Below are 17,165 nucleotides of genomic sequence, written 5' to 3' on the forward strand. Positions count from 1 at the left end.
CCACACCCCCTCCGAGGTATTTTTGGACCGAAGAAGATCAGGGACGCCAGTTGAGGAAATTGGCGATGATCTTCAGGCCGTTCGCCTGTGATTTTTCCGGGTGGAACTGGGTGCCCACCATGTTGTCGTGCCCGACGATGGCTGTGATTTCCTCGCCATAGTCGCAATAGGCGATCCGGTGGGCCGGGTCCGAAACGCGGAAATGGAACGAGTGGACGAAATAGGCGTGGTCGCCGGTTTCGATCCCGTCCAGAACCGGGTGCGGATTGTCGATGACGAGGTCATTCCAGCCCATGTGCGGCACCTTCTTGCCCGCGCCCGGCTCGATCGCGACCACGTCTCCCCCGATCCAGTCGAAACCCGTGGTCTCGCTGTATTCCAGCCCGCGTGTGGCTAGCATCTGCATCCCGATGCAGATCCCCATGAAGGGCACGCCCCGCTCGAAGACCGCGCGTTCCATGGCCTCGAAAATGCCCCGATGGTCGAAGAGCGCCTGCTTGCAGGCCGGGAACGCGCCGTCGCCCGGCAGCACGATCCGGTCCGCCGCCGCGACGATATGCGGGTCGGAGGTCACGACGACTTCGCCCCCGCCGACCTCCTGCGCCATGCGTTGAAAGGCCTTTTCGGCGGAGTGGAGGTTGCCGCTCTCGTAGTCGATCAGCGCCGTGACCAAGTTACAGCGCCCCCTTCGTCGACGGAATGGCATCGGCCTTGCGCGGGTCGGTCTCGACCGCGATGCGCAGCGCCCGCGCCACCGCCTTGAACGCCGCCTCGACGATATGGTGCGAATTGAAGCCATGCAAGCGGTCGACGTGGAGCGTGATGCCCCCGTTGCCGGAGAACGCCGTAAAAAACTCGCGCACCAACTCGGTATCAAACGCGCCGATCTTGGCCGTCGGGATGTCGACGTTCCAGACAAGGTAGGGGCGCCCCGACAGGTCGAGCGCAGCGCGTACCTGCGCGTCGTCCATCGGCAGGTTGCATTCGCCGTAACGGTTGATGCCCGTCTTGTCGCCCAATGCCTCGCGCAGCGCCTGACCCAGCGCGATGCCCGTGTCCTCGACCGTGTGGTGGTCGTCGATGTGGTAGTCGCCCTTGGCCCGCACGGTCATGTCGATGAGCGAATGGCGCGCGAGCTGATCGAGCATGTGGTCGAAGAACCCCACGCCCGTCTGATTGTCATAGGCCCCGGTGCCGTCGAGGTCGATCTCGACGGTGATCTCGGTTTCCGCCGTGGACCGGCTCACCTTCGCTCTGCGCATGTCGCAAACTCCAATGGTCACGGGGCCTTATAGTCAGCGCGCGAGCGCCTGCAAAGCCAAAGCACCACGGTCCGTCTTCTCTGTTTCAAAAATACTTCGGGGAGGTCCGGAGGGACAGCGCCCCTCGATTGGATCGGCGCGAGCGCAGCCCGCAGCGACACCTTCAGCCCGCCGCCTCGATCCAGCGCCGGAGGATTGCTCGTTCCTCGGGCTCCATGAAGGTGATGTTGGCCGGCGGCATCGCGTCGGTCAGGCCCGCGTGGATATAGATGCGTTTCGCTTCGCCCGCGATATCGGCGGGCGTCTCCAGCAGAACGCCCTTTGGCGCCGCTGCGATCCCGTCCCACCCCGGCTCGCGCGCATGACACATGGAGCACCGCCCCTGCACGACCCAGAGCACATCCTCGAACTCGGCAACACTCGCATACCGCTCCTCATGCGGCGTGAGCGCACGGGCTTCGCTTTCCTCATAGCTGTCCGCCTGCGTGCCCAGCGTCGACAGCCAGACCGCGCCGAGGAACAGGAGCGCGGTGACCAGCCACGTCCACCACAGGTTGCCCTTGTGCGCGTGATGCGTGTTGAAGAAATGCCGGATCGTCACGCCCATCAGGAACACGAGGCCCGCGATGACCCAGTTGTAGGTGCTCGCGAAGGCCAGCGGGTAGTGGTTCGACAGCATCAGGAAGATGACCGGCAGGGTCAGATAGTTGTTATGGGTCGAGCGCAGCTTGGCGATCTTGCCGTATTTCGGATCGGGCTCGCGCTTGTCGATCAGGTCTTTCACCACGATCCGCTGGTTCGGCATGATGATGAAAAACACGTTCGCCGTCATGATCGTGGCCGTGAAGGCCCCGAGGTGGATCATCACCGCGCGCCCCGTGAATATCTGGTTGTAACCCCAGCCCATCGCCATGAGGAGCACGAACAATAGGATCATGAGGAGCGTGGGCCGCTCCGCCAGCCCGGACTTGCACAGGAAATCATAGATGATCCAGCCGACCGTCAGTGACGCCGCCGAAATCAGGATCGCGATCAGAGGCGACAGTTCCATCTTGGCCGCGTCGATCAGGTACATCTCGGAACCGGCCCAGTAGACCAGCATGAGAAGCGCAGCCCCGGACAGCCAGGTCGAATAGCTCTCCCATTTGAACCATGTCAGTTCATCCGGCATCCGGGAGGGCGAGACGAGGTACTTCTGGATGAAATAGAATCCGCCGCCATGCACTTGCCAGGCTTCACCGCCCACGCCCTCCTGCCGACGGTCGGTGGAGGGGCGCAGGCCAAGGTCCAGCGCGATGAAATAGAAGGACGACCCGATCCAGGCGATCGCGGTGATGACGTGGAGCCAGCGCACCGCGAATTCCAGCCAGTCGAGAAGGATAATACCCGCCATGGCCTAGCTCCCGCGATAGGTCGAGTAGCCGAAGGGCGAGAGCAACAGCGGCACATGGTAGTGGCTTTCCTCGTCCATGCCGAAGCGGATCGGGATTTCGTCCAGAAACAGGGGATCGCTGCGGGCCTGCCCCGTCGCGCGCAGATAGTCACCCGCGAAGAAGACCAGTTCATAGGTCCCTGTCCTGAACACGCTCTCCGGCAGGATCGGACCATCGGTGCGTCCGTCCGCATTGGTCGTGGTCGTCGCGATCTTGTCGCGCGATGCGCCCGACACCCGGTAAAGGGCAATCTCGATCCCTTCCGCCGGCTGCCCGCGCGCCGTGTCCAGAACGTGAGTCGTGAGGTATCCGCTCATTTTTCGATCATGTCCCTTGTGTCCCGCGTCGACAATCGCCCGAAATCGTCCTCACAACAATGGCTTGAGTGAAAAGCGTTTCAAATCCCTTCACAAGGGAATATCCATTCGGAGGACCGTTTGCTCAAATTAAGGGCAAAGTCGACGGCTTCGGCAGGATGAGGGGCACGCGTTGAACAGGTATCCGAGAGACTTGCGCGGTTACGGGGCGACGCCCCCCGATCCGCAGTGGCCGGGCGGTGCGCGCATCGCCGTCCAGTTCGTCGTGAACTACGAGGAAGGCGGCGAAAACAACGTCTTGCACGGGGACGCGGCGTCAGAAGCTTTCCTGTCCGAGATCATCGGCGCGGCCCCCTGGCCCGGTCAGCGCCACTGGAACATGGAATCGAACTACGATTACGGCGCGCGCGCCGGGTTCTGGCGGCTTCACCGGCTGTTCGGTGAGGCCGCGATCAAGCCGACGGTCTATGGCGTTGCCACCGCACTCGCCCGCTCGCCGGAACAGGTGGCCGCGATGATCGACGCGGATTGGGAGATCGCCTCGCACGGCCTGAAGTGGGTCGAGCACAAGGATATGCCCGAGGACGCAGAACGCGCCACAATAGCCGAGGCGATCCGCCTTCACACCGAGGTCACCGGCACCTCGCCCGAGGGCTGGTACACCGGCCGATGCTCGATGAACACGGTGCGGCTCGTGGCCGAGACCGGACAGATGGCCTATGTCTCCGACACCATCGACGACGACCTGCCATATTGGCTGCGCGTGGGCGATCGCGAACAACTCGTGATCCCTTATACGATGGACGCCAACGACATGCGCTTCGCCACGGCGCAGGGGTTCAACACGGGCGAGCAGTTCTTCACCTATCTCAAGGACAGTTTCGACGCGCTCTATGCCGAGGGGCTGGCTGGCGCGCCGAAGATGATGAGCATTGGGCTGCACTGCCGGATCGTCGGACGGCCCGGGCGCGTTATGGCACTGAAGCGCTTCATCGACTACATTCAGGGGCACGAAGGCGTTTGGACTCCGCGCCGCATCGACATCGCGCGCCATTGGGCCGAGGAGCATCCACGAATTGCACGAATCGAACCTCATCGGTGGGAAAACGACCGTTTCGTCCGGGAATTTGGGGGAATTTTCGAACATTCCCCATGGATCGCGGACAGGGCGTGGCATCTCGAGCTGGGCCCCGCCCACGACAGCGCAGTCGGCATCCACAACGCGCTCGCCCGCGTTTTCCGCTCGGCCAGCCGGGAGGAACGCCTTGGCGTCCTGACCGCCCACCCTGACCTGGCGGGCAAGCTCGCCGCGGCGAAGCGATTGACCGCCGAAAGCACCTCGGAACAGGCCAGCGCAGGGCTAGACGCCCTTACAGACGATGAACGTGCGGCCTTCACACGGCTGAACGACGCCTATGTCGCGAAACACGGCTTCCCTTTCATCATCGCCGTGCGTGATCACGACAAGCAGGGCATCCTCAACGCCTTCACCCGCCGGGTCGACAACGACACCGACACGGAATTTTCCGAGGCCTGCAAACAGGTGGAGCGGATCGCCTTCCTCCGCCTGAAGGAAAAGCTCGGATGAGCCGCACAATCGCGGCCCGCCCGCTGACGCGTGAAGCCTTCGCCCCGTTTGGCGACGTTCTCGACACGAAAGGCGCGCCGGACAAGATCATCAACGCGGGCAAGTGCGGCCGCTACCACGACCGCGCCACCCTCGACTTCACCGACGGCCGCGCAGGCGTCAGCCTGTTCAACGCCGAACCGCGGGCGCTGCCCTATGCCCTCGCCTTGGTCGAGCGCCACCCGGACGGCTCGCAGTGCTTCGTGCCCATGTCGATGACAAGCTTCCTCGTGATCGCGGCCCCCGACACGGGCGGCGCACCGGGCACGCCCGAGGCCTTCCTCACCGCACCCGGCCAGGCGATCAATTTCCACCGCGGCACCTGGCACGGCGTCCTCACACCGCTTGAGGCGCCCGGCCTCTTCGCCGTGATCGACCGCATCGGGCCGGGCGCGAACCTCGAGGAACACCTGTTCGAGACACCCTGGACGGTCGCCGCCCCGACCTGACGCGGCCCAACTTCTCTGGTCCGGAAATACCTCGGGGAGCGCGAGGGGCAGCGCCCCTCGCCCCGGTCGACGCGGGCGCAGCCCGCGGCGAAACCCAAAAAAGACGCCCCCGGCCTTCACCGGGGGCGTCGTCATCGATCAGGGTGGATCAGGAGAATTCGACCCCGTCATCCACCATGGGCAGATGCATCACCCGCTTGCCCATCGCGGCATAGATCGCGTTGGCCACGGCAGGTCCGGCAGGCGGCAGGCCCGGCTCACCAATGCCCGTTGGGGCCTCACTCGACCGGACGATATGCACTTCCACCTTGGGCATGTCCGAGATCCGGAGCGGTTCGTAGTCGGGGAAGTTCGACTGATCCACCTCCCCATCCGTGAACGTGATCTTCTGACGCATGACGTGGCCGAGGCCATAGCCGATGGCCCCCTCCACCTGCGCGCGGATCACGTCCGGGTTCACGGGGACGCCACAGTCCACGGCCGCCACGATCCGTTCGAGCTTCACCTTGCCGTCCGTGACCGAAACCTCGGCCACCTGCGCCATATGGGTATTGAAGCTCTTGTGAACCGCGACGCCGCGTCCCCAGCCGTCCGGCAGATCCCCGCCCCAGCCCGCTTTCTCGGCAGCGAGGTTAAGGACAGCCAGCGACCGCGGCGCACCCGCGAGCAGGTCCTGCCGGAACTCCACCGGATCGCGCCCTGCGGCTTCGGCGGCCATGTCCATGGCGACCTCCATCGCGTAGCCCGAATGGGAATGACCCACCGAGCGCCACCAGAGCATCGGCACTGCGGTCTCCATGTCATGGAGCGTCACGGACATGTTCGGAATGGCGTATTCCGTATCCGCCACCCCTTCGACCGAGAAGATGTCGACGCCGTCGACAACCACGGCCTCGTCCATCGGCGTGGTCTTGAAGATCGACTTGTTGGCCATGATGGAATGCCAGCCCACGAGCTTGCCGTCGGCATCGACCCCGGCGCGCACACGGTGCTTGGTCATCGGGCGGTAGTAGCCGCCCCGCACGTCGTCCTCGCGCGACCAGACGAGCTTGACCGGGCGGCCATCGCCCAGCGCCATCGCGGCCATCGTCGCCTCGACCTCGTAGTCGGACGAGAAGTTGGCCCGCCGCCCGAACGATCCGCCCGCATAGACGGTTTCGATCGAGGTGTTCTCCGGCCCGACCCCCGACACGGCGCCAACCGCGCCCTGCGTTACGGTGTGGAACTGACACCCGTCCCAGCACTGCGCCTTGCCATCCTTGATCTGGACCACGCTGTTGAGCGGCTCCATCGGCGCATGAGCGAGGAACGGAAAGTGGAACTCGGCCTCGATGGTCTTGGCCGCGCCTTCCAGCGCACCGGCGGTATCGCCCTCGGCGCGGGCGGGAAGCCCCTCGGCCTCGTCCATCGCGGCGGCATATTCCGCCTCCATCTCGTCCTGCGACCGGGTTTCTGCGTTGGAGAAGTCCCACTCGGTCGTCAGCGCCTCGCGCCCCTTCAAGGCGGCCCAGGTGTTGGTGGCGTAAACCGCGACGCCCATCGGCGTCTGCTTGACGTCCACCACGCCCTCGACCTCCATCGCGGCGGAGGCATCGAACGAGGTCAGCGTGCCGCCGAACTTGGGCGACCGCTTGAGCACTGCGAAGACGACGCCCTCGGGCATGACGTCCATCGCGAAGATCGCGGTGCCGTCGGTCTTGGCCTTGCTGTCCTTGCGCGCCAGCTTGTCAGCCCCGATTTTGGTAAAGGCGCTCGGGTCCTTGAGTTGCGGGTTCGGCGTCGCGCCCTCGGGCACCATGCCGACCAGATCGCCAAAGGACGCGCTGTTGGAGCCGTGGCTCACCATGCCGTCCTGCACTTCGATCTCGCTGGCATCCACGCCCCACTCCGACGCAGCAGCCTGCACGAGCAACGACTTCGCCGCGGCCCCTGCCTCACGGTATTGCATGTAGCTGTTGGCGATGGCGGTCGAACCGCCGGATCCCTGCACACCCATCAGCGTGTTCATGTAGATCGCGGTGTCGGCGGGGGCGAATTCGATGCCCACGTCCTCCCACTTCGCGTCCAACTCTTCCGCCAGCAGCGTTGCAAGGCCCGTGGACGTGCCCTGCCCCATCTCGAAATGCTTGAGCACGACGGTAACACTTCCGTCCGGCGCGATCCTGACGAAGGGGTTCGGCACGAAATCTCCGCCGTGGCCGGCGGCCCAGGCCCCCTTGGCGTTCAGCCCGACGACCATCGCGGCCGATGCGGCTGTGGCGCCCTGCAAGAAGGCGCGGCGTGTGGTCTTGATGTTCATATCAGGCCTCCATCCGCTTTGACGCTTCGTGGATCGCGGCCCGGATGCGCGTGTAAGTCGCGCAGCGGCAGACGTTGCCCCACATGTAGCTGTCGATGTCTTCGTCGGTCGGTTTGGCATTCTCGCTGAGAAGGCCCACCGCCGACATGATCTGTCCGGACTGGCAGTAACCGCATTGCACGACGTCCAGATCGGCCCATGCCGATTGCACCGCTGCCGCGACGTCGGAGTTCAGACCCTCGATCGTCGTGATTTCGGCCCCTTCAAGGTCGCCCACTTGCGCCTGGCAGGAGCGGGTCGGTTCCCCGTCCACATGCACCGTGCAGGCACCGCAGGAGGCTACGCCGCAGCCGAACTTGGTCCCGGTCATGCCGAGCATGTCCCGGATGGCCCAGAGAAGCGGCATATCGGGCGGCGCCTCGACACTCTTCTCCTCGCCGTTGATTTTCAGTGTGATCGCCATGTTGTCCTCCCTGACGCCTTTGGCTCGTGGCTATTTGGCAGTCCCGGCGTGCAGCTCTCGCAGGCGCAATTCGCCCGGACTCTTACGAAGGGTAGACACAGGTTCGCGTGCCGGGGAAGCTAGGCGACCCGGACCGTTGGGGCGCCTTTCGCAAAACTCTCAAGGAAAACAGTCAAGCGATCCACGAAATTGGCAATTCCTATACATGTTAAGCGGGTATCGCGGCCGCGCGCTGCCCCCGGATGCGCCAGTAGAGCCAGCCGACGACGACAAGGTTCAGCGCGCCGGCGAGGGCGGCAAGGCCATAGGCCACCGCATAATCCGCCGTGAGGTCATAAAGCGCGCCCCCGATATAGCCGCCGTTCGCATGACCGAACCAGCCGAACATCGTCACGACACCCATCGCGAAGCCGCGCCGCGACGGCGGCGTGTTCGCCGCGATGGTGGTCAGCACGCCGGTCATCACGCCCGCGTAGCCAAAGCCATAGATCGGGGCGTAGAGGTAGAAGGCCGACAGGTCGTTGATCAGCATGAACCCGTAGATCAAAAGCGTCATCCACGCGGTCGCGGTCATATAGGCGGGAATGGCACCCACGATGTCGGCCAGCTTGCCGAACGCCACGCGCCCCAGGATGCCGACCATGAGCATGAGGAACACGACGCCACCGGCCTGATCGACCGTGAACCCGCAGTCCTGAATATAGGGCACGAGGTGCATGAGCGGCACCGACATGCAGGTGCAGCACAGGAAGATGGCGAGGCACATCGTGGGCACGACGAGCCGGATCGGGGGATAGCCGCTCTCATCCGGTACGCGCGCGCCCGCCGCGAGGGCCGCCACGGGCCGCAGGAGCAATGCGAGCGGCAGAAGAAGTGCCAGCATCAGCCCGCCAGTTATCGCGAGCGCACCCGATATTCCGACCGACTTGATCAGCAGCGCCGAGCCGAACGGCACGCCGCCCTGCCCCAACGCCTGTCCGGCCGACGCGATCCCGAGCGCGAGGCCAGCCCCGATGGGAAACCACTTGCCCACGAGCGCCATGATCGGGGCGAAAATCCCTGCGGCCCCGAACGCGCCTGCGATGAACATCAGCGCGTAGAACTGCCACAGAGCCACGGCAAAGGACGCGGCGAGGTAGGCCAGCCCCATGACCACGACACCGATCAGAACGACAGGCCGCGTGCCGATCCGGTCGGCCACGGCGCCCATGAGCATACCGCCCAGCGCCATGCCGAGGATGCCGGAGACATTGATCAGGGAAATCGCCCCGCGTTCCCACCCATAGGTCTCCTCGAGCGGGACGACATAGGCGGACATGCCATTGACGATGGACCCCATCGCGAGCGCGAGGATCAGCGCAGACGCCCCGACCACGACCCAGCGATATGGCTTCAGCGCGCTCTCGTCTCCGGTCATGTCATGCCCCCCAACTGCACCGCGTGGTTATCACGGCACCCCGCACCTGTCGCGCGTCATGACGACAGGGTGCGCCGGACCGCGTCCTTCCACGCGCCGTAGCGTGCCGCGCGGTCGTCCGGGTCCATCTTCGGATCAAAGCGCATCTCTGCAGACCATCCCTTGGCGAAAGTCTCGGCATCCGGGTAAAGCCCGACGGCCTGCCCCGCAAGCCAGGCGGCGCCCATCGCCGTCGTCTCCAGCACCGGCGGACGGTCCACCGGAGCACCCGTGATGTCGGCGAGGAACTGCATCGCGAAGCGCGAAGCAGACATGCCGCCGTCGACGCGCAGCACTCCCTCGATCGGCTGCCCCATGTCCGCCTCCATCGCCTCCAGCAGATCACGGGTCTGGAACCCCACGCTCTCAAGGGCGGCCTTGGCGAACTCCGCAGGTCCGGAATTGCGGGTCAGGCCATAGACCGCGCCCCGGCATTCCGCATCCCAATAGGGTGCGCCAAGCCCGGTGAAGGCTGGGACGAGGATCACGTCCTGACCGGGATCGGCCTTGCGCGCCAATGGTCCCGCGTCCGACGCCTGACCAAGAATGCCAAGCCCGTCGCGCAGCCATTGCACGACGGCCCCCGCAACGAAGATCGAGCCCTCGAGCGCGTAGGTCGTCTTGCCGCCAAGCTGGTAGGCGATGGTGGTGAGCAGCCGGTTTTTCGAGGTGACGGCGGTTGCGCCGGTGTTCAACAGCGCAAAGCACCCGGTTCCATAGGTGGACTTGATCATACCCGGCGTGAAACAGGCCTGTCCGATGGTGGCCGCCTGCTGATCCCCTGCCACACCCCGGATCGGGATGGAGCCGCCCAGCAACGTCGTCTCCCCGAAATCTCCGTCGCTGTCGCGCACCTCGGGCAGCATCGACATGGGGATGCCAAGCCGGTCGCAGATCTCCGTGTCCCACGTCCCTTTGTGGATATCGTAAAGCATGGTGCGCGCCGCGTTCGTGGCGTCCGTGGCATGGACCCGCCCTTCGGTCAGCCGCCAGATGAGGAACGTGTCGACGGTCCCGAACGCGAGTTTTCCAGCCTCGGCCGCCGCGCGTGAGCCCTGAACCTCGTCCAGAAGCCATTTGACCTTGGTGGCTGAGAAATAGGGGTCGAGCAGCAAACCGGTGCGTGTGCGTACTACATCCTCGAATCCCTCGTCGCGCAGTGTGGCGCAGAGTGGCGCCGTTCGCCGGTCCTGCCAGACGATCGCCTTATGGATCGCCTTGCCCGTCTCGCGGTCCCAGATCACGACGGTCTCGCGTTGGTTGGTAATCCCGATGGCGGCGATATCGCCGACCTCTTGCGCGACCTCGCGGGCTGTGGCGAGGGTCGTGTCCCAGATGTCTTCGGGTTCGTGCTCGACCCAGCCAGAGCGCGGGAAGTGCTGGTCGAACTCCCGCTGGGCGCTGGTCACGGGGGCCATGTCGCCATCGAACGCGATGGCGCGGGAACTGGTCGTGCCCTGATCGAGCGCGAGAATATGGGTCATGTGTCCTCCCTCCTGTCGGCGGCAGAATTCATGTCGACTCCCCGCAGTATGTCATCCGAAGACGTCGCCTATTCCGCCGCCCTGATCTCGTCGCGCCGGCCTGCCATGAAGCTCTCCAGCGCCTCAATCCCGGCGGCATCCATCCGCAGCCCGAGCTTGGAGCGCCGCCACAGCACGTCCTCGGCCGTGCGCGCGAATTCATGCCGCATAAGATGGCGCACCTCGGCTTCCGTCAGGGTCGCGCCAAAATCCTGTCCAAGGTCTTCTACGGTCTGCGACGCGCCAAGGATCGTCTCCGCCTCGGTCCCGTAGGCCCGCAGGAGACGCCGCGCCCAAGCCTCGGTCAGGAACGGATGACGCTCCATCCAGCGCCCGACCATCGCGACGCTCTGCTGGCGGTCGAAGGTGCCGCCGGGAAGTGGCGCGCGAGCGGTCCACTGGCCGGAATAGCCCAGTTTCTCCAGCGCCGCCTCCGAAAGCTTGCGAAAGGTGGTCAGCTTGCCTCCGAGTACAGTCAGCAGGGGCGCCGCACTGTCGTCATAGGCGAGCTGATAATCGCGGCTCGCCGAGCGCGCCGAACCTTCGGTCTCGATAAGGGGCCGCACGCCGGAATAGGTCCAGACCACGTCGTCGGTGGAAACCGGCGTGGCGAGGTAGTCATTCACGAAATCCACGAGGTAGGCCGCTTCCTCCGGCGAGCACTCCGCCGCCTTCGGGTCGCCGTGATGCTCGGCCTCGGTCGTGCCGATCAGCGTAAAATCGTCTTCATAGGGTATGACGAAGACGATGCGACCGTCCCCGCCTTGCAGGATATAGGGCTGATTGTGGCCCGGCAGCCGCGGAATAACGATGTGCGAGCCACGCACGAGCCGGATCTTGTGGCTGTCGCCTGTCTTTTCGCTCAGGTCCCCGGCCCACGGTCCGGCGGCATTGACGAGTTTGCGCGCGCGGTGGGTCTCGATCCGCCCGTCCCGCTCGACATTCACTTCCCAGTGCGAGGCATGACGTGCGGTCGCGACGACCTTGGCCCGCGTCATGATCCGCGCCCCGCGCATTTCGGAATCGCGGGCGTTGAGCGCAACGAGCCTCGCGTCGTCCACCCAGGCATCGGAATACTCGAACCCGGTGCGGAAATCCGGCTTGAGCAACGCCCCCGCCGGATGCGAGCGCAGGTTGATGCGTTTGGTCCCCGGCAGGCCACGCCCGCCCAGCCGGTCATACAGAAACAGACCCGAGCGCAGCATCCAGTCAGGGCGCAGCCCCGAATGATGCGGCAGGACAAAGCGCATGGGCCAGGCGATATGGGGCATCGCGGCCAGAAGCTTCTCGCGCTCCTGCAAGCTCTCGCGCACCAGCCGGAACTCGTAGAATTCGAGGTAGCGAAGGCCCCCGTGGATGAGCTTGGACGAGGCCGACGAGGTCGCCTGAGCCAGATCGCCCATCTCGGCCAGCGTCACCCGAAGGCCGCGGCCGGCCGCGTCTCGCGCGATCCCGACGCCGTTCACACCACCGCCTATGACGAAAATATCGACAGTTTCAGACATGCCCCTACCCTAAGGCCTTATGCTGCACCTGCAAGGTATGCCCCCTTGGCTACGATCACATCCGCGCGTATAGACGTCGGGTTACCGAGGAAATCATGGCCACGCGCACCTACTCTACACCTCCCGGGGGGCTTCCCCCGCAATCTGATCTCATGACCGGCGACACGGGCCGGGCGGTCCTGACCGACGCCTATGCCGTCATTCCGCGCGCCACGATGACCGACATCGTGCTGATCGCGCTGCCGTTTTGGGGCAACACCAAGGTCTGGGTGCTGTCGCGCCCGATGACGGGATTCTCCGAAACCTTCTCGCATTACGTTCTCGAAGTGGCGCCCGGCGGGGGCTCCGCCACGCCCGAGACGAACCCGGCCGCCGAGGCGGTGCTCTTCGTCACCAAGGGCGAGCTCTGGCTCAAGATCGAGGGCGAGATCTACCGGATGGGACCGGGCGGCTATGCATATCTGCCCCCCGGCACCGACTGGGCGATCGAGAACCAGGGCGACATACCGGCGTTCTTCCACTGGATTCGCAAACGGTATGACAAGGTCGAGGGCATCGACACGCCCGAGGTCTTCATCACGAACGAGCGCGACCATGCCCCCCACCCGATGCCGGGAACCGAAGGCAAATGGGCGACCACCCGCTTCGTCGACCCGCTCGACGTGCGCCATGACATGCACGTCACCATCGTCACGTTCGAGCCGGGCGCGGTGATCCCCTTCATGGAAACGCATGTCATGGAGCACGGGCTGTTCATTCTGCAAGGCAAGGGCATCTACCGGCTCAATCAGGACTGGGTCGAGGTCGAGGCGGGCGATTACATCTGGCTGCGCGCCTTCTGCCCGCAGGCCTGCTACGCGGGCGGACCGGAACCATTCCGCTACCTGCTCTACAAGGACGTGAACCGGCACATGTCGCTCGACCTCTGAGCTTGCCAAGGGCGCGCGAGTCGCGTCACCCTGCGCCGATGACCCGCCACCTGCACGACACCATGCCCGCGGACGCCGCGGACCACCCGCTTCCGGGCACCCGGCCCCTCGCGCCGGGCGACTGGCTGCGCCGTGACGAGCGGTTCGCCGAACAGATGGCCGAAAAAGACCGGCTGATCGCCGAGCGGCGCGACGACGTGATCGGCAGCCTGCCGGAGGGGGAAGCACCCGCGCGCGAACTGCTGGATGCGGTCTGTGCGGAACTGGGCGTCACCAGCGACACCTACGCCCGGCCCGACGGGGGCACTATCGCGCTGGACCACGACGACCCGCTGGGCACGCTCGGGCGTATGGTGCAGGAGGATTTCGCCATCATGGTGCGCGGCGAGGACGAGCATGTGCTGGCCGCCGGGACAATCTGTTTTCCTTCCCGCTGGACGCTCGCCGAAAAACTCGGACGCCCGCTTACGCGGATCCACAAGCCAGTCGATGTCTATGACGACGGGGTCGCGCGCCGGGTACAGCGCCTCTTCGACGGCGTCCGCGTCGAGCAGCCGCTGGTGCGCTGGAACAACCTGCCCTATTGGACCGACATCCTGCACAATCCGAAACCCGAGGCCGAGCCGCGCGAACCGCCCGGCCCCCGGCCCTATCACCGGCGCGAACGACAGGTGCTCAAGCGCCTGCCCGTAAGCGGTGCGGTGGTATTCTCGATACACACATACCTGACGTTGAAATAGCGACAGCGGGTGCCCTGCGAAAACCGCAGGAATTGTCGCTAAATTCGAAACAACATCATATTGTCGCCCCAATCTGTCGCTAGCCAAGCGGTCAATGACGATGACGAGTGCGAATTCCGCCCCTATGGCCACACGAACGGACACCGTGCGCCCCCGGCGCCGCATGCGGGACACGCTCCTGCTGCTGGGCCTGTTCGCGCTGGTCGTCGCGGGCCTCATCGGCGCCGCCGCCGCGACCGGGTGGGAGGAAACGCGCGCCCAGCTCGCCAAGCTCTCAGGCTGGCAGTTCCTCGCGCTTCTCGCCCTGTCTCTCGTAAATTACCTGCTGCGCGGCCTGCGCTGGCACCTTTTCGCATCACGCCTTGGCCTCGGTCTCGGCCCCGTCGCCAATTTCCTCCATTTCCTCGGCGGTTTCGCCATGAGCGTGACACCGGGTCGCGTGGGCGAGCTCGTCCGGATGCGCTGGATCCGGCGCGAGACGGGCTGGACGTTCGAGCGCACCGCGCCGCTGGTTCTGGTCGATCGTGCCTCGGACCTCGCCGCAATGGGCCTCATCCTCGGGATCGCGCTGGCCTTTTCCACGACCGGAATCGCGGGCGGTATTCCCGTCACCATCCTCGCGCTCATCGGCGCGCTGGTGGTGACTCGCCCGGTCCTGCTGGAAAAGATCGCGACGTGGGGCCACCGCACGCTCGGGCGCCTGCCGCGCCTCTTCGCCAAGGTGCGCCGCGCCGCCCGCTCGCTTCAGACCTTTTCGGCCCCCGGCCTGACCGCGCTCGCACTGGTCATCGGGCTGGTGGGCTGGTTCGCGGAAGGCTACGCCTTTCACCTGCTCCTCGTCTGGATGGGCGCGGACATCGGGATCGCCAAGTCGGTCGCCATCTTCGTCTTCGCCTCGCTCGCAGGCGGGCTGACCGGCGCGCCCGGCGGTGTGGGCGGGGCCGAGGCGGCGATGATCGCGCTCCTCACACTCGAAGGTGTGGGGCTGGAAACCTCGCTCCCCGCCACCGCCATCATTCGGGTCACGACCCTTTGGTTCGCTATCGGGATCGGGCTCGCCCTGTTCCCCGTGGCCGAGAAACATTCGAAAGCACGACAGAATGCTCTGGAAAACGACTGAATACACCGGCTGGGGCCGTGTACTGAATGCCACCGGCGATATCGCGCGGCCCGAACGGGCCGCCACCCTCGCCCGGATCATGCAGGACACGCCCGCCCCTGCCTTCGGCAACCGCCGTTCCTATGGCGACTCGCCCCTGAACGACGGGGGTCGCGCCATCGACATGACCCGCATGGACAAAGTGCTCGCCTTCGACCCCGATACGGGCATCGTCGAGGCCGAGGCCGGCATTCGTCTGGGCGAACTCATGCGCCTGTTCGCGCCACGCGGCTGGACGCCTGCCGTGGTGCCCGGCACCGGATTTTGCACCCTCGGCGGAGCCATCGCCAATGACGTGCACGGCAAGAACCACCATGTCGCGGGCAGTTTCGGCGAGCATGTCGTGTCGGTGACACTGTTCTCCGGCGGCAAACGGGTTACCGCCTCGCCCTCCCGGCAAAAGACGCTGTTTCGCGCCACGATGGGCGGGATCGGCCAGACCGGCGTGATCCTGTCGGCGAAGATCAAGATGAAGCCCTGCCCCGGCACCGCCATGCGCGTGACCGAGCGGCGCATCGACGACTGGGACGACCAGATCGACGCGCTGGAGGCCTCGACCGCGCCCTATGCGGTGAGCTGGATCGACGCGCAGGCCAAGGGCTCGAAGCTCGGGCGTGGCATCCTCGAGGAAGCCGAACTCGCCGGACAGAACCTGCCTTCTCGGGCCAAACCGAAATCCGTTCCGGTCAATATCGGGCTGTTCTCAAACAGCCTGTTCACCAAGGGGTTCAACGCGGGCTACCTGCGGCGCATCCCGGTGGGCGGACGCACGTCGGACAAACCGATGGAGGACTTCTTCTTCCCGCTCGACAAGGTCCACGGGATGACCAAGCTCTACGGCAAGGCCGGGTTTCACCAGTTCCAATGCGTCGTCGGCCCGGACCAGACCGACGCGCTGCGCGGGATGATGGAGCGGATCGCCCGCTCCGGCCTCGCCTCCCCCCTAGCAGTACTCAAACGCATGGGCGCGGGACGGGCCGGGATGCTGTCCTTCCCGATGGAGGGCTATACGCTGGCCGTGGATTTCCCCAACCGCGACAAGGCGCGCAAGCTGATTGGCGCGTTGGAACAGATGTGCGCGGAGGCCGGCGGGCGGCTCTACCTCGCCAAGGATTCGCTCGCGACCGGAGAGACCATCAAGGCGATGTATCCCGAATGGCAGGACTGGGTGGCGGAAGCCGCGAAGGCGGACCCGGAGGGCGCACTCATCACCGATATGGTGCGCAGACTGGACATGAGGAGCGCGACATGAGCGAGACCTGGATCATCCTCGGCGCCACCTCGTCGATGGCGCGCGCTTTCGGGCGGGCCGTGGCGGAACGCGGCGCGACCGTCATTCTCGCGGGCCGCGACATGGACGACCTGAAGGGCGCGGCAGTCGACCTCACCGCGCGCGGGGCCGAGGCGGCGGAAGCGGTGCGCTTCGACGCCCGCGACCCGGCAACCTTCGGCCCGATCATCGAAAAGGCCGAAGCGCAGGAGGGCGTCATCAACGCCGCTGTTTTCGTCGGCTCCATGCCGGAACAGGCGGCGGTCGACAGCGACCCCGCGCTGATCGAAGGCACTGTTACCGACAGCTACATCGGCCCCGCCCGCTTCCTGCACATGCTGGCCCCCGTGATGGAAGCCCGCGCGGGCGGCACCGTGGTCGGCATTGGCTCGGTCGCGGGGGACCGGGGGCGTCTGTCCAACTATGTCTATGGCTCGGCCAAGGCGGGTTTCCACACCTACCTCGCGGGTTTGCGCAACCGGCTCAATCGCTCAGGTGCGCATGTGGTCACCGTGAAACCGGGCTTCGTCGATACCGCGATGACCTGGGGGATCGAGGGCATGTTCCTCGTCGCCGATCCGGCGGACGTGGCCGCCGAAATCCTCAAGGCCGTCGAGAAAAAGAAGAACGTGATCTACACGCCGTTCTTTTGGCGCATCATCATGACAATCATCAAGTCGGTGCCCGAACCGATCTTCAAGAAACTGTCGATCTGAGGGATTTCGCCGCGGGC

16 protein-coding genes are annotated in these 17,165 nt (G+C 65.4%); 7 read left to right on the top strand and 9 right to left on the bottom strand.

The genetic code is table 11. The features are described 5' to 3' along the window. Positions 1 to 37 precede the first annotated feature (37 nt). From hisH to uraH, 4 genes are all read right to left on the bottom strand, one after another. Positions 38 to 673 carry an imidazole glycerol phosphate synthase subunit HisH gene (hisH, locus tag B2585_RS08275; protein ID WP_292021863.1) on the bottom strand — a complete coding sequence of 212 codons (636 nt, stop codon included), beginning with the start codon at positions 671 to 673 and terminating at the stop codon, positions 38 to 40. A 1-nt stretch (position 674) separates the two neighbouring features. Further along, positions 675 to 1,262: an imidazoleglycerol-phosphate dehydratase HisB gene (hisB, locus tag B2585_RS08280; protein ID WP_292021865.1), complete on the bottom strand. Its 588-nt coding sequence runs from the start codon at positions 1,260 to 1,262 to the stop codon at positions 675 to 677. A gap of 163 nt (positions 1,263 to 1,425) precedes the next feature. Next, positions 1,426 to 2,655, bottom strand: coding sequence for a urate hydroxylase PuuD (locus B2585_RS08285; protein ID WP_292021866.1), 1,230 nt, complete (start codon positions 2,653 to 2,655; stop codon positions 1,426 to 1,428). 3 nt (positions 2,656 to 2,658) lie between these two features. After that, on the bottom strand, positions 2,659 to 3,012 hold the full coding sequence (uraH, locus tag B2585_RS08290) for a hydroxyisourate hydrolase (RefSeq protein ID WP_292021869.1): 354 nt from the start codon (positions 3,010 to 3,012) through the stop codon (positions 2,659 to 2,661). 172 nt (positions 3,013 to 3,184) lie between these two features. Here uraH and puuE point away from each other — a divergent pair, with 172 nt between their 5' ends. Then, positions 3,185 to 4,600: an allantoinase PuuE gene (gene puuE / locus B2585_RS08295; RefSeq protein WP_292021872.1), complete on the top strand. Its 1,416-nt coding sequence runs from the start codon at positions 3,185 to 3,187 to the stop codon at positions 4,598 to 4,600. After that, the gene (locus B2585_RS08300) at positions 4,597 to 5,088 is read left to right on the top strand and encodes an ureidoglycolate lyase (RefSeq protein WP_292021873.1); all 492 of its coding nucleotides are present in this window, start codon (positions 4,597 to 4,599) and stop codon (positions 5,086 to 5,088) included. Before puuE ends, B2585_RS08300 begins: the two co-directional genes overlap by 4 nt. 148 nt (positions 5,089 to 5,236) lie before the next feature. On the opposite strand, the gene B2585_RS08305 is transcribed toward B2585_RS08300, so the two are convergent. The 5 genes from B2585_RS08305 to glpD all read right to left on the bottom strand — a co-directional run bounded on the left by B2585_RS08305 (position 5,237) and on the right by glpD (position 12,334). Then, the gene (locus B2585_RS08305; protein ID WP_292021875.1) at positions 5,237 to 7,387 is read right to left on the bottom strand and encodes a xanthine dehydrogenase family protein molybdopterin-binding subunit; all 2,151 of its coding nucleotides are present in this window, start codon (positions 7,385 to 7,387) and stop codon (positions 5,237 to 5,239) included. Between the two features lies 1 nt (position 7,388). After that, entirely contained in the window at positions 7,389 to 7,850 is a 462-nt protein-coding gene (locus B2585_RS08310; RefSeq protein WP_292021877.1) for a (2Fe-2S)-binding protein, read from the bottom strand. Positions 7,851 to 8,058: 208 nt separating this feature from the next. After that, a complete protein-coding gene (locus tag B2585_RS08315) occupies positions 8,059 to 9,267 on the bottom strand; it encodes an MFS transporter (protein WP_292021879.1) in 1,209 nt (402 codons plus the stop codon). A gap of 56 nt (positions 9,268 to 9,323) precedes the next feature. Next, positions 9,324 to 10,790, bottom strand: a complete 1,467-nt coding sequence (gene glpK / locus B2585_RS08320; RefSeq protein WP_292021881.1) for a glycerol kinase GlpK — start codon at positions 10,788 to 10,790, stop codon at positions 9,324 to 9,326. A gap of 68 nt (positions 10,791 to 10,858) precedes the next feature. Next, positions 10,859 to 12,334, bottom strand: a complete 1,476-nt coding sequence (glpD, locus tag B2585_RS08325) for a glycerol-3-phosphate dehydrogenase (RefSeq protein WP_292021884.1) — start codon at positions 12,332 to 12,334, stop codon at positions 10,859 to 10,861. Between the two features lie 95 nt (positions 12,335 to 12,429). Between glpD and B2585_RS08330 the strand changes: the two genes are divergently transcribed. The 5 genes from B2585_RS08330 (at position 12,430) to B2585_RS08350 (ending at position 17,148) form a co-directional block, all read left to right on the top strand. Continuing rightward, positions 12,430 to 13,263, top strand: coding sequence for a bifunctional allantoicase/(S)-ureidoglycine aminohydrolase (locus tag B2585_RS08330; RefSeq protein ID WP_292021886.1), 834 nt, complete (start codon positions 12,430 to 12,432; stop codon positions 13,261 to 13,263). A gap of 38 nt (positions 13,264 to 13,301) precedes the next feature. Next, entirely contained in the window at positions 13,302 to 14,003 is a 702-nt protein-coding gene (locus B2585_RS08335) for a heme-dependent oxidative N-demethylase family protein (RefSeq protein ID WP_292021888.1), read from the top strand. A 124-nt stretch (positions 14,004 to 14,127) separates the two neighbouring features. Continuing rightward, positions 14,128 to 15,123: a lysylphosphatidylglycerol synthase transmembrane domain-containing protein gene (locus tag B2585_RS08340; RefSeq protein WP_292021889.1), complete on the top strand. Its 996-nt coding sequence runs from the start codon at positions 14,128 to 14,130 to the stop codon at positions 15,121 to 15,123. Beyond that, positions 15,104 to 16,414, top strand: a complete 1,311-nt coding sequence (locus B2585_RS08345; RefSeq protein ID WP_292021891.1) for an FAD-binding oxidoreductase — start codon at positions 15,104 to 15,106, stop codon at positions 16,412 to 16,414. Before B2585_RS08340 ends, B2585_RS08345 begins: the two co-directional genes overlap by 20 nt. After that, on the top strand, positions 16,411 to 17,148 hold the full coding sequence (locus B2585_RS08350; RefSeq protein WP_292021893.1) for an SDR family oxidoreductase: 738 nt from the start codon (positions 16,411 to 16,413) through the stop codon (positions 17,146 to 17,148). Before B2585_RS08345 ends, B2585_RS08350 begins: the two co-directional genes overlap by 4 nt. Positions 17,149 to 17,165 lie beyond the last annotated feature (17 nt).

The sequence above is a fragment of the Maritimibacter sp. UBA3975 genome (assembly GCF_002384975.1).
Taxonomy (GTDB): Bacteria; Pseudomonadota; Alphaproteobacteria; order Rhodobacterales; family Rhodobacteraceae; genus Maritimibacter.